This is a genomic window from Acinetobacter vivianii (assembly GCF_014635885.1).
Taxonomy (GTDB): Bacteria; Pseudomonadota; Gammaproteobacteria; order Pseudomonadales; family Moraxellaceae; genus Acinetobacter; species Acinetobacter vivianii.
In genome coordinates this window covers 435,410-448,083 of sequence record NZ_BMDR01000004.1, presented here as the reverse complement: position 1 = coordinate 448,083, position 12,674 = coordinate 435,410, and the positions used below count along the sequence as shown (strand labels likewise).

The window sequence follows — 12,674 nt, the reverse complement described above, 5'->3', positions numbered from 1 at the left end:
TGGGTTTGTTAACTACATGTTTAAATTCCTATTCAAATAAAAAGGGAAAACCAGCGGTTTTCCCTTTAACGCAAAAAATCAGTTTAAAGTTGGCATTGCAAATTGTTTGGCTTCACGGACCTGTGCAGATGGCCAGCGCTGGGTAATGGTTTTACGGCGTGTATAGAAACGGACACCGTCTGGACCATAGGCATGTAAGTCACCAAATAATGAACGCTTCCAGCCACCAAAGCTGTGATATGCGACCGGAACGGGTAAAGGTACATTAATACCGACCATCCCCACCTGAATATGGCTACTAAAATAACGTGCTGCTTCGCCATCACGGGTATAAATACAGGTCCCATTGCCATATTCATGCTCATTGATCAATTGCATGGCTTCCTGCATGGTATCCACTCGCATCACTTGCAAGACAGGCCCAAAGATTTCCTGTTGATAGCTGGTCATCTTCGGTGTGACCTGATCAATCAAGGTCGGCCCGACAAAGAAACCATTTTCATAACCTGCGGGTTTGGCATCGCGACCATCTACCACAATTTTTGCACCTTGCTGTTCTGCACTTTGAATATAGGCTTGCACCTTATCTTTATGCACTTGCGTGATTAAGGGCCCAAAATCATTATTGCTATCAGCATAATGCCCAAATTTTAATTTCTGCATTTCTTGAGTCAGTTTATCGATCACAATATCTGCGATTTCATCTCCGATTGCGACAGCAACCGAAAGTGCCATACAACGCTCACCTGAAGAACCGAAAGCAGCGCCTAATAATGAAGTCACCACATTATCAATATCTGCATCGGGCATAATAATCGCGTGGTTTTTTGCACCGCCCAATGCCTGACAACGCTTGCCTGTCGACGTTGCGGTACGATAAATATATTCAGCGATTGGCGTTGAACCGACAAAACTAATAGCCTGAATTTTTGGATGATGCAATAAAGCATCTACTGCTTCTTTATCACCGTTCACTACGTTAAATACACCATCTGGTAATCCGGCCTGTTTCAATAATTCAGCCAAGAATAATACGACTGACGGCGCTTTTTCTGAAGGCTTTAATACAAAACAGTTACCACACACCAAGGCCATCGGGAACATCCACAACGCCACCATCGCAGGAAAGTTAAATGGCGTAATTCCAGCGACGACCCCTAAAGGTTGAAATTCACTCCACGAGTCAATGTCTGGGCCGACATTTTTTGAATATTCACCTTTGAGTAACTCTGGCGCACCACATGCGTATTCAACATTTTCAATCCCACGTTGCAATTCCCCTTTTGCATCATGAGAAATCTTGCCATGCTCTTGCCCAATCAATTCACAGATTTTGTCAGCATTTTCTTCGAGTAACTGTTTGAACTTGAACATCACACGCGCACGCTTGATTACAGGTGTATCACGCCATGCTGGAAACGCCTGCTCTGCCACACGAACCACTTCATTCACCGTCTGACTATCTGCAATTTCAACTGCTTTGCTGATTTCACCCGTCGCAGGATTATAAACAGGCTGTCTTTTGGCAGACTTGGAAACCACCTTTCCATTGATAAAATGTCCAACCACTTGTGTTGCCTGTGCGGATTGACCATCATTGCTCTGCGTCGTTTCACTTGAAAAATGTTCTAAGTTATTCATCTCTTGTTCCTTGTATGGGATCATTTCTTCCGATTGATTTGGTTTTTAGTTAAAAATTGAATTTATTTGACCTGATAAAGTGCATCGCCAACCGCATTCATCAATCTCGATAATTGTGCTTCTGTGCTATTGAACATTGGGCCAAACTGTAAGGTATCTCCGCCAAAACGGACAAAGAAACCCGCTTTCCAAAGCTTCATTCCAAGTTCAAAACCGCGGATCGTTGCATCGCCATCGCGTGGTGCCAGTTGTACAGCGCCAATCAGTCCACAATTACGAATATCCAGAATGTGTGGTGCGCCTTTTAATTCGTGTAGAAGCATTTCAAAACTAGGCGCCAATGCAGCAGATTGAGCCAATAAGTTCTGTTTTTCCAATACATCCAGTGTGGCTAAAGCTGCTGCACATGCGACTGGATGTGCTGAGTAAGTATAGCCATGTGTAAATTCAACGGCATGTTCAGGTAAGTCTTGCTGCATAAAGGCATCATAGATTTCATGACTTGCTACAACCCCACCCAATGGAATTGCACCATTGGTAATCTGTTTGGCAAAGTTCAAAATATCGGGTGCTACCCCAAAATACTCGGCTGCGCTCCATTTCCCCATACGACCAAAGCCCGTAATTACCTCATCAAAAATCAGTAAGATATCGTGCTGGTCACAGATTTCCCGAAGACGTTTTAAATAGCCCGTTGGTGGCACAATGCAACCTGCCGAACCAGAAACAGGTTCAATAATGACAGCCGCGATATTGGATGCATCATGCAATTCGATCAACTTAAGCATCTCATCTGCAAGCTCAACACCACCCGTTTCTGCACAGCCTTTGGTAAAACTTAAATCTGGTTGCAAGGTATGGGGTAAATGATCAACATCCATCAATTGACCAAACATTTTACGATTACCACCAATCCCACCAAGACTAGTTCCAGCCACATTGACCCCATGATAACCTCGCGCACGACCAATCAGCTTGGTTTTGCTGGGTTTACCCTTAATTCGCCAATAGGCACGTGCCATTTTGATCGCGGTATCTGCTGATTCGGAACCCGAGTCAGTAAAGAACACATGCTGTAATTTTTCAGGCATGTGCTGAATGATTTTCTCAGCCAGTTGGAATGACAACGGATGTCCAAACTGGAAGCCTGGAGAATAGTCCAGTTTTGATAGCTGATGGCTGACCGCTTGCTGGATTTCAGGCAACGTGTGACCTGCACCACAAGTCCATAAGCCAGATAAGGAGTCATATACTTCACGGCCTGTGCTATCCACTAAATACGCACCTTTCGCCCCAACAATGATACGCGGGTCTTTATGAAAGTTACGGTTGGCAGAAAATGGCATCCAGTGTGCTTGATAATTCAGGTTCATTTGAGCACTTGGCTGTGTCGCTTCCAATGCATCATCACGGTCATTTGTTGTGTCGATATCAAACATAATCACTCTTCTTGTTTTGTGGTTATATCTGGAGTGTACAGGGCCGAATAGTTTTGATAAATTCAAATTGTCTTGAGTTTAGATATAAAAAAGCAAAACTAAATGAAACCGAAAAAATTAAATCAAGTGACTGATTTTGATATAAAACTTCTCAAAATATTTAAAACGGTTTGCGATTGCCATAGCTTTAGTTCCGCTGAAAGCATTCTCGGGATTAGTCGTTCTGCGATTAGTCTGCATATGAGCGATCTGGAAAATCGCTTGGGCATTCGGCTCTGTCAGCGTGGGCGTGCTGGCTTTGCCCTCACCGATGAAGGACGTGAAATTTTAGAGTATATAGAAGTACTGACTGCTTCTATCGAAGACTTCCGCGCCAAAATCAATCAGATGCACAACCAGCTCAAGGGTGAGTTTAATATCGGGATTATTAATAATCTGGTGACCATGCCCAGTCTGTATATCACCAATACGCTGGCACAGCTTGCAGAAGAAAATACCGAAGTGGTGATTAATATCAGTATGAGTACCCTCTCAGATATCGAATGTCGGGTACTGGACAACCGTTTACATGCAGGCGTGATTCCTTTGGTGACGCCATTGTCTGGACTGGATTATTTTCATTTATATGAAGAGAAATCATATTTGTATTGTGGCAAAAATCATCCTTTATTTAACCATTTGAATGAGATCAAATCGAAGGATCTCAACAATTGGCAAGCCGTGCTTCCGAATTATGCGATTACTGCAGAAGCATCCAAACTGCATCAACTTCTGGATTGCTCGGCCACTGCCAGTGACCGTGAAGGCATTGCTTTTCTGATCCTAACGGGGAAATTTCTCGGTTTTTTACCCGATCACTATGCCAAGAAATGGGTCGAAGATGGCTTTATGCAACCTATTATGCAAGAAGTCATGTATTACAGTACCCCGATCTGCCTGACGACGCATAAGGGCAAAAATTACAATATGATTTTGAAAGCATTTATGGACATCTTGAAACAAAAAATTATACCAGCAGCCCCGTCAATTTCCTGACCCAACTGATGCCCTCCATTGATATTCATCATTACCTTGATGCATGAATATCAATGAAGTATCAACCCGTAATAATCATTTCTCAGATGTATTAAAAATCATAACTCGCCATCATGTTCACACGATTATCAATCCCATTACGGCCATCAAAAGTTTCTCGCTCGCCATAAACATATTCGACGCCGAAGGTAATCGGCTTGTAGGGGTTATACATCGCATTAATCCAGCCTTGCCATAATTCTTTATTCTGGGTGATATTGGTTTTCTGGATTTCAGCAAAACTGTTGTCGTCCTTGGCCTTCATATAGCCATAACCTAAAGTTGATCGAAGCTGGGAATTAAATTGATGAGTGATCCCCGCAGAAATCGTATCGAACTCGTTGCTTTGAATATTATTTTTATCATCAATCACATAGCTATTATTGGCCCAGAGCAGAAAGCGTCCATCCCCTTTAACATGATAATAATCGGCTTTTAAGAAGGTTTGCGGACTCAATTGATATTTTCCACCCAGTCCGACACCCCATGCCCATTCATTGTCATGACTAGTTTTTTTCTCAGCCATAAACGTTCGGCCTGACAGTAGCGAGCCATTATCAAATTTATGGTTCAGACGTCCAACCAAGGCTGGCAAACGCATTTCATTGTCTGGATCAGAAGTTGCAGTATATTTTGGATCTTCAATTGCGACAGCAAAACTGGTTTTTGCCGAGAGGTTATCGCTATAACGCAGCATCGGTGAACGTAGCAAGGCACTACCAACAAAAGTGCCCGCATCTACGGTTTCTGGATAATATTCAGGCGCAATAAACGTCGACCAGGTTTGACCAATCAGCCATTGATCAAGGGTAATATAAGCATGACGGATACGAAATTGATCTCGCGTTGTACCGCCGAAGAAATCCATTTCCAGTTTACCGCCTACTTCACCCGCGACACTCGGCGTTTTAAAATTAAGTCCAAAACGCGTAACATTGACAGTTGAGTGCAAACGGTCTTTTTGTTGTGCTTCCTCTGCTGAATGTTCCAACGGCACACCACTGATATTGTTATACATGGTCGATGCACCTTTGGCCTGATAAGAGGCATCAGCACGGATATAACCATATAAATTTACCTCTGCACCGCCTTTACTCAAATTCAGCTTAGGCACTGTTGTCTCGGTTACTTGTGGTGAAGCCATTACAGCCACTTGAGTAATAGGTTGCACGGGCGCTTTCTGCTGCACATATTGCTGCAACATCGCTCTTAATTCTTGCACTTCCTGTCGGAGTTGCGCAATTTCGGCCTGATCGGTTCCTGCATAAACAGGTGATATCACCATTGCAACAGACACCGCCAATAGGCTTTTTTGTACCGTTAAAATAAATTTATCCATTGAAATCAATTTCCTTGTTCGCAGATCTCAAATACCTTTTAAGATCATTCTTTATTTGTGTTTTTTCCTTTGCCTGAATCGCAATTTCACAGCACATTTTTTATTTTAAAAATCAAAACCATTTGATTTATTTCGTTTTACCTCCTCTGTTTTAGTGCTTTTTTAGGTCTTCCTATTATTTTAAAATGACAAAACCAAGCAAAAGCCAAATTGCCTCAACACGACAATAGCAACTGATCAGCTTAATTTTTCTGTGTAATCAAGCCCTGATAAGTCAAGGTCTGGCTAAAAACATGGACATTGCCAAAACCTGCATGATCGAGCAGTTGCTGATAATCCTGTAAACAGACCGTGAAAAAGTCCTGACCTAAACGATCCATCATCGCTTGGCTTTGTGCTTCACTCAGGCCGGCAGCCTGACATAACAACGGCAAGGCTTTCATTTGCAGAGAATCTTCACAACGCATCAAATCATAGGTCATTAAAATTCCATGGTTTTTTAAGCGTTTTGCAATCTCAGAAAAGAAAGTAGGCTTGGACGCATGCGGAATAAAATGAGCCACGAGAATACAAAGTGCAGCGTCAAACACTGGCAGCTCGGATAAACAATTTGTCTCTCCATGTACAAAGGTAACGCGTGCTTGCTGCCCCATCACCTGAATCTGTGCTTGTGCCTTTTGCAGCATTGTCAAAGAAGGATCAACAGCCGTGAAAGTCCAGTCAGGATGCCTTTGCAATAAATACTCAAGTTCATAGCCTGTACCACAGCCAACAATCAAAATATGCACATCATTGCTCAAATTTGCCTGTAAAATGGCATCGACTTGCTGATGCATCAATTCATAAGCTGGAATCAATTGACGGATATGATCGTCATAGCGCTCCACCACTTTCTGGCTGTTAAAATCTTTGGCCATTTCATCCCCTGTTTTTAATCGCGTGACTCTCAGCAATTGAGAAAATCCTGAGTGATCCAATCATCCCAATTTTAATCAAAGACTTCGGCTGTCAGGTTTAACTCCGCACGCATGATTTCCTGCAATTTAAACTTTTGCGCTTTGCCTGAAGCGGTCATTGGGAACTCAGCGAAGAATTTGACATAGCGTGGCACTTTATTATGTGAAATATGTTCTTTACAGAAGTGACGTATCGCATCTTCATCGCATTGATGATGTTCATGCAAAATAATACAGGCACAGAGTTCCTCACCATAACGGCTGTCTGGTAGACCAATCACCTGAACATCACAGATATCTGGATGGGTATATAAAAAGTCTTCAATTTCTTTTGGAAAGAGATTTTCTCCACCGCGAATCACCACATCTTTAATGCGGCCTTTGATTTTGATAAAACCATCTTGATCCATTTCCGCAATATCGCCGGTATGCATCCAGCCTGCTGCATCGATGACCTCTTTGGTTTTTTCAGGCTCATCCCAATAACCAGCCATCACCGAATAGCCACGCACACAGAGTTCACCCAGTACACCTTGCGGAACGATATCACCCTCTAGATCAACAATTTTGACTTCCAAATGCGGATGGACATGCCCAACGGTACTCACACGTTTATCAATCGAATCGTGAATATAACTTTGCACACTGACGGGCGAAGTTTCAGTCATGCCATAACAGATGGTGATTTCAGACATGTGCATACGGTCTATGACACGCTGCATGATTTCACGAGGACATGGACTACCTGCCATGATGCCTGTGCGTAAGCTGGATAAATCGAACTCGGCAAATTGCTCATGCTCTAACATGGCAATAAACATGGTCGGAACACCATAAGACGCAGTACATTTTTCCTGATGTATGGTTTTTAAAGACTCAAGCGGATTAAAGACGGCGGCTGGATAAACCATTGTTGCACCATGTGTGATACAGGCCAGATTGCCCATCACCATGCCGAAGCAATGAAATAATGGCACAGAAATACAGACCCGATCTTTTGACGTTAAACCAATGCCTTCACCAACAAAATAACCATTATTGAGAATATTATGATGGGTCAGCATGGTTCCTTTCGGATTACCTGTGGTGCCAGAAGTAAATTGAATATTAATGGTTTCATCAAACTGCAAATGCTTGGCTAAAGCATGCAGCTGATCTAATTGCTGTTGTGTCGGTTGTCCGACCAGATCGCTAAAACGGTGAATACCAGTATGCTGCTGCTCATCAATTTTAATGACATATTTTAAATGCGGTAAACGCGCTGAATTGAGTAGCTTATCCGTACTCGAAGCCAGTTCAGGTGCAATCTTGCTTAGTAGTTCCTGATAATCTGTGGTCTTGAATTGTGCTGCAATCACCAACCCTTTACAGGCAACCTTGTTCAGCACATATTCCAGTTCATGACTTTTATAAGCCGTGTTCAGATTGACCAGAATAATACCTGTTTTTGAGGCTGCAAACTGGGTCACAGTCCATTCCACACAGTTCGGAGACCAGATCGCTAAGCGATCCCCTTTTTTTAATCCTAGTTTCAACAAACTACATGCAAAGGCATTCACCTCATCCTGCAATGCCTTATAGGTCAATCGACTATTCTGATGCGCACTGACAATTGCCTCCTGCTCAGCATATTGCACACAGGCCTGATCAAATTTTTCTCCAATCGTCATCCCCAACAGGGGCTGCGAACTTGTTCCAGAGGCATAGCTTAACCGTTGTTGTTGCATTGAATCACTCTCCTTGATTCTTTGTAATTCTGTTCTTCAGTCATTTAATTATTGTGAGTACGACTACTTTTCCAACATCCTGTTGTGCAATTTTAATGATTGTGTTTGCCTTATTTCTTCTGCACTGCATCCACACAAAAGTCAGCAATCTGTTTGGAAAAATAGTTTTTATGCTGCTGATCAAACTTGGTATTTTGCGCTGGATCTAAGGGTTCAACCACCACATAAGTCATGGCACCCACCACACACAATGCTGCGGTATTGAGATCATCCAGAACAAACTCACCACTCGCATTTCCATCTGCAAGGATTTTCTTAATACTTTGTTTAATCAACTGTTTCACACGAAAACGCTCATGTTCAACTGTTGAATCAACAGGTTCAAACATGAGTGAATATGCAAGCTGAGGACTATTCAGCGCCCGTTTTACAAAGGTGGTTACTGCTTTATGTAATTTCTGTTTTGCCGATAAATTACTTTCAGTAATTGAATCAATCACCAATAGTTCGGTATTAATGGCCTCGGACAAAACCTCAATCAGTACCTGACTTTTATTATCAAAATAGCGATAGACCAGACCACTTGAAACGCCTGCTTGCTCTGCAATGGTTTGTATTTGTGCGTCTTTAAACCCTCCCTCCGAGATTAATTTTCTGGCTGAACTCAAAATCGCTTTACGATTTTGTTCCATCCTCTCCTGCATCAAAGATGATCGTTTATAGCTCATGAATTTTATTCTCTACCAAATAAAATGAATTGTAAATCATTTTATGAATCACTATTCACTTTTTCAAAAAATCATTGTATGGTACTTCTTAAGCACATACAACAACGCTTTTTGGAACAACAAATATAACCAATGGGATGACAACACAATGAACCTACGTAGCTTGAATTTTGGTCTGGATGAAACGTTAATTGCACTACAAGATTCAGTTGCTGCATTTTGTGCAAAGGAGATTGCACCAATTGCTCAACAAGTTGATCAGGACAATTTATTCCCAGCGCATCTCTGGAAAAAATTTGGTGATATGGGCCTGCTCGGTCTTACCGTTTCTGAAGAATACGGCGGCACCAATTTAGGCTATCTGGCACATATCATTGTGCTACAGGAAATTTCACGTGCATCGGCATCTATCGGGCTTTCTTATGGCGCGCATTCTAACTTGTGTATCAACCAGATTAACCGCAACGGTAGCGAACAACAGAAACAGAAGTATTTACCAAAACTGATTTCAGGTGACTTTGTCGGTGCTTTGGCGATGTCGGAACCGAATGCAGGATCGGATGTGGTTAGCATGAAACTGCGTGCAGAACAAAAAGGTGATCATTTTGTTCTCAATGGTTCGAAAATGTGGATCACCAATGGCGGTGATGCGGATGTACTGGTGGTTTATGCCAAAACTGATCCGCAAGCGGGTGCCAAAGGTATGACCGCCTTCCTGATTGAAAAAGATATGAAAGGCTTTAGTCATGGCAGCCATTTAGACAAACTCGGTATGCGTGGTTCCAATACTTATCCGCTATTTTTTGACAATGTCGAAGTGCCTGCCGAAAACGTCTTGGGCGGTGTCGGTAACGGCGCCAAAGTGCTGATGAGTGGTCTGGATTATGAGCGTGCGGTGCTCAGCGCTGGCCCACTCGGGATTATGGATGCTTGTCTGGATGTAGTTATTCCTTACCTACATGAGCGTGAGCAATTCGGTCAAGCTTTGGGTGAATTCCAGCTTATGCAAGGCAAACTTGCCGATATGTATTCAACCTGGTTGGCATGTAAAGCCCTCGTCTATGCCGTGGGTGCTGCCTGTGACAAAGCTGATCACGACCGTAGTCTACGTAAAGATGCAGCCAGTGCCATTTTATATGCCGCTGAAAAAGCCACGTGGATGGCGGGTGAAACCATTCAGACTTTAGGCGGCAATGGTTATATCAATGAATACGCTGCGGGCCGTTTATGGCGTGATGCCAAACTTTATGAAATTGGTGCAGGAACGTCTGAAATTCGCCGCATGCTGATTGGCCGCGAACTGTTCAATGAAACCAAATAATAATCATAAATAAGGACGCAGTGTATGAACCAATTACAAAGCAAGATGAATGTTCGCAGTGAGGACTTCAAAACCAACCAGCACGCCATGCAAACCTTGGTCACAGATCTAAAACAGGTGGCTCAAAAAGTGGCATTAGGCGGTGGCGAAAATGCCCGTCAAAAGCATCTGGCGAGAGGTAAACTACTGCCACGCGATCGCATTGATCAATTGATTGATGTCGGTACTGCTTTTTTAGAAATTGGTCAATTGGCGGCCTATCAGGTGTATGAAGATGATATTCCAGCGGCAGGTGTGATTGCAGGGATTGGTCAGGTAAATGGTATAACCTGCATGATCGTTGCCAATGATGCCACAGTAAAAGGTGGCACCTATTATCCCCTCACGGTGAAAAAGCATTTACGCGCACAGGAAATTGCTGAACAGAATCACTTGCCTTGTATCTATCTCGTGGATTCTGGGGGGGCGTTCTTACCGATGCAGGATGAAGTCTTCCCTGATCGTGATCACTTCGGACGTATTTTCTATAATCAGGCACGCATGTCGAGCCTAGGTATTGCCCAAATTGCGGTAGTGATGGGGAGCTGTACCGCAGGTGGTGCTTATGTACCAGCCATGTCGGATGAAACCATTATTGTCCGTAATCAAGGGACGATTTTCTTAGGTGGCCCTCCTCTAGTAAAAGCGGCAACAGGCGAAGTCGTGAGCAGTGAAGATTTAGGCGGTGGTGATGTGCATACACGTCTTTCAGGTGTAGCCGACCATTTAGCTGAAAATGATGAACATGCAATTGCCATTGCTCGAAACATTGTCGCTAACCTTAATAAAAAGCCAAACGACTTAAATAAACAAGTTGATGAACCATTGTTTGATGCATCGGAACTCTATGGCGTGGTGCCAAGTGATGCACGTAAACCTTTTGATGTTCGTGAAGTAATTGCACGTATTGTCGATGGTTCACGCTTTGATGAGTTTAAAGCACGCTTTGGTTCGACACTCATTACCGGTTTTGCTTCACTCTATGGGATGCCAGTCGGCATTATTGCCAATAACGGGATTTTATTTTCAGAGTCTGCACAAAAAGGTGCACACTTTATTGAGCTTTGTACTCAGCGCAATATTCCATTGTTATTCCTACAAAACATTACGGGCTTTATGGTTGGTCGCCAGTATGAAAATGAAGGGATTGCAAAAAACGGCGCCAAACTGGTGATGGCAGTTGCAACTGCAAATGTACCTAAACTCACCCTGATTATTGGTGGTTCGTTTGGTGCGGGTAACTACGGGATGTGTGGACGTGCTTATTCACCACGCTTTTTATGGACTTGGCCAAACTCTCGTATTTCAGTGATGGGTGGCGAACAAGCAGCAAGCGTACTCTCAACTTTAAAACGTGATCAGATTGAGCAAAAAGGTACCGAGTGGTCAGCTCAACAAGAAGACGAATTTAAACAACCGATTCGGGAACAATACGAGCGCCAAGGCCATCCGTACTATGCTTCTGCCCGCCTTTGGGATGACGGTGTAATTGACCCAGCGCAAACTCGTCAGGTACTCGGTTTAAGTCTTGCCGCTGCAATGAATGCCCCAATCCAGCCAACCAAATTTGGCGTGTTCCGCATGTAAGAGGTGTATATGAGCTATCAATTTTTACAACTCGAACAACAAGGTCAGGTTGCCTATGTTTGGCTGAACCGTCCTGAATTGCACAATGCTTTTAATACGACAGTCATTGAAGAGCTACATGCCTGCTTTAAGCAAATCCATACCCGTGATGAAATTCGTGTGGTGGTTTTAGCGGGTCGCGGCAAAAGCTTTTCGGCAGGTGCCGACCTGAACTGGATGAAACAGGCAGGCCAGACATCTTCAGCAGAAAATGAAGCAGATGCATTAAAACTTGCACAAATGCTTGATGTACTTGCAACACTTAAGCAACCGACCATTGCCCGTGTACATGGCATTGCCTTTGGTGGCGGTATGGGTTTAGCGTCAGCATGTGATATTTGCATTGCCAGTACCGATGCCAAGTTTGCAACATCTGAGGTTCGTTTAGGGCTTGCTCCTTCTACCATTAGTCCCTATGTGATTCGTGCGATTGGTGCAAGACAAGCCTCTCGTTACTTCTTAACTGCCGAGCGAATTTCAGCACGTGATGCCAAACAAATTGGCTTGGCTCACGAAGTTGCAGATGCCGAAGACTTAGATAAAAAAGTTCAAGAAATTATTGATGCTCTATTACTTGGTGGCCCGCATGCTCAAGCGGCCTCAAAACAACTCATTCAAATGGTGAGCAACCAGACCATGAGCAATGATTTGCTGCAACAGACAGCACATCATATTGCTCAAGTTCGTCAAGGCAGTGAAGCAAAAGAAGGTCTGAGTGCCTTTTTAAATAAACAGCAGCCTGCTTGGGTTTCTAACTCGAATAACAACAATTAAGGACGATCAT

At 43.3% G+C, this 12,674-nt stretch carries 10 protein-coding genes; 4 read left to right on the top strand and 6 right to left on the bottom strand.

The window, feature by feature from the left end:
- Positions 1 to 78 precede the first annotated feature (78 nt).
- Positions 79 to 1,641, bottom strand: coding sequence for a CoA-acylating methylmalonate-semialdehyde dehydrogenase (locus tag IEV36_RS10940; RefSeq protein ID WP_005258269.1), 1,563 nt, complete (start codon positions 1,639 to 1,641; stop codon positions 79 to 81).
- 62 nt (positions 1,642 to 1,703) lie between these two features.
- Entirely contained in the window at positions 1,704 to 3,086 is a 1,383-nt protein-coding gene (aptA, locus tag IEV36_RS10935; protein WP_171067990.1) for an omega-aminotransferase AptA, read from the bottom strand.
- 96 nt (positions 3,087 to 3,182) lie between these two features.
- Here aptA and IEV36_RS10930 point away from each other — a divergent pair, with 96 nt between their 5' ends.
- Entirely contained in the window at positions 3,183 to 4,115 is a 933-nt protein-coding gene (locus IEV36_RS10930) for a LysR family transcriptional regulator (protein WP_005258271.1), read from the top strand.
- A 91-nt stretch (positions 4,116 to 4,206) separates the two neighbouring features.
- Here the strand turns inward: IEV36_RS10930 and IEV36_RS10925 are convergent, their stop codons facing one another.
- The 4 genes from IEV36_RS10925 to IEV36_RS10910 form a co-directional block, all read right to left on the bottom strand.
- Positions 4,207 to 5,493, bottom strand: coding sequence for a DcaP family trimeric outer membrane transporter (locus tag IEV36_RS10925; RefSeq protein ID WP_005258272.1), 1,287 nt, complete (start codon positions 5,491 to 5,493; stop codon positions 4,207 to 4,209).
- Positions 5,494 to 5,735: 242 nt separating this feature from the next.
- Entirely contained in the window at positions 5,736 to 6,410 is a 675-nt protein-coding gene (locus tag IEV36_RS10920) for a class I SAM-dependent methyltransferase (RefSeq protein WP_032863934.1), read from the bottom strand.
- Positions 6,411 to 6,481: 71 nt separating this feature from the next.
- Positions 6,482 to 8,176: an AMP-binding protein gene (locus IEV36_RS10915; protein WP_005258274.1), complete on the bottom strand. Its 1,695-nt coding sequence runs from the start codon at positions 8,174 to 8,176 to the stop codon at positions 6,482 to 6,484.
- Positions 8,177 to 8,286: 110 nt separating this feature from the next.
- Positions 8,287 to 8,904 (bottom strand): TetR/AcrR family transcriptional regulator, encoded by a 618-nt coding sequence (locus tag IEV36_RS10910; protein ID WP_004772899.1) that lies wholly within the window; start codon positions 8,902 to 8,904, stop codon positions 8,287 to 8,289.
- A 148-nt stretch (positions 8,905 to 9,052) separates the two neighbouring features.
- Between IEV36_RS10910 and IEV36_RS10905 the strand changes: the two genes are divergently transcribed.
- The 3 genes from IEV36_RS10905 to IEV36_RS10895 are packed head-to-tail and all read left to right on the top strand — an operon-like array spanning position 9,053 to position 12,664.
- Positions 9,053 to 10,225 carry an isovaleryl-CoA dehydrogenase gene (locus IEV36_RS10905; RefSeq protein WP_004772902.1) on the top strand — a complete coding sequence of 391 codons (1,173 nt, stop codon included), beginning with the start codon at positions 9,053 to 9,055 and terminating at the stop codon, positions 10,223 to 10,225.
- A 24-nt stretch (positions 10,226 to 10,249) separates the two neighbouring features.
- Complete coding sequence (locus IEV36_RS10900; protein WP_005258276.1) at positions 10,250 to 11,851, top strand: carboxyl transferase domain-containing protein; 1,602 nt, start codon at positions 10,250 to 10,252, stop codon at positions 11,849 to 11,851.
- Between the two features lie 9 nt (positions 11,852 to 11,860).
- Positions 11,861 to 12,664 (top strand): enoyl-CoA hydratase/isomerase family protein, encoded by an 804-nt coding sequence (locus IEV36_RS10895; protein WP_005258278.1) that lies wholly within the window; start codon positions 11,861 to 11,863, stop codon positions 12,662 to 12,664.
- Positions 12,665 to 12,674: the final 10 nt, after the last annotated feature.

What these genes read in the sequence shown, in the direction of transcription:
- IEV36_RS10895 (WP_005258278.1), top strand. Translation starts at nt 11,861, where the DNA reads ATGAGCTATCAATTTTTACAACTCGAACAACAAGGTCAGGTTGCCTAT.
- IEV36_RS10915 (WP_005258274.1), bottom strand. Translation starts at nt 8,176, where the DNA reads ATGCAACAACAACGGTTAAGCTATGCCTCTGGAACAAGTTCGCAGCCC.
- IEV36_RS10910 (WP_004772899.1), bottom strand. Translation starts at nt 8,904, where the DNA reads ATGAGCTATAAACGATCATCTTTGATGCAGGAGAGGATGGAACAAAAT.
- IEV36_RS10905 (WP_004772902.1), top strand. Translation starts at nt 9,053, where the DNA reads ATGAACCTACGTAGCTTGAATTTTGGTCTGGATGAAACGTTAATTGCA.
- IEV36_RS10930 (WP_005258271.1), top strand. Translation starts at nt 3,183, where the DNA reads ATGAAACCGAAAAAATTAAATCAAGTGACTGATTTTGATATAAAACTT.
- IEV36_RS10920 (WP_032863934.1), bottom strand. Translation starts at nt 6,410, where the DNA reads ATGGCCAAAGATTTTAACAGCCAGAAAGTGGTGGAGCGCTATGACGAT.
- IEV36_RS10940 (WP_005258269.1), bottom strand. Translation starts at nt 1,641, where the DNA reads ATGAATAACTTAGAACATTTTTCAAGTGAAACGACGCAGAGCAATGAT.
- IEV36_RS10925 (WP_005258272.1), bottom strand. Translation starts at nt 5,493, where the DNA reads ATGGATAAATTTATTTTAACGGTACAAAAAAGCCTATTGGCGGTGTCT.
- IEV36_RS10900 (WP_005258276.1), top strand. Translation starts at nt 10,250, where the DNA reads ATGAACCAATTACAAAGCAAGATGAATGTTCGCAGTGAGGACTTCAAA.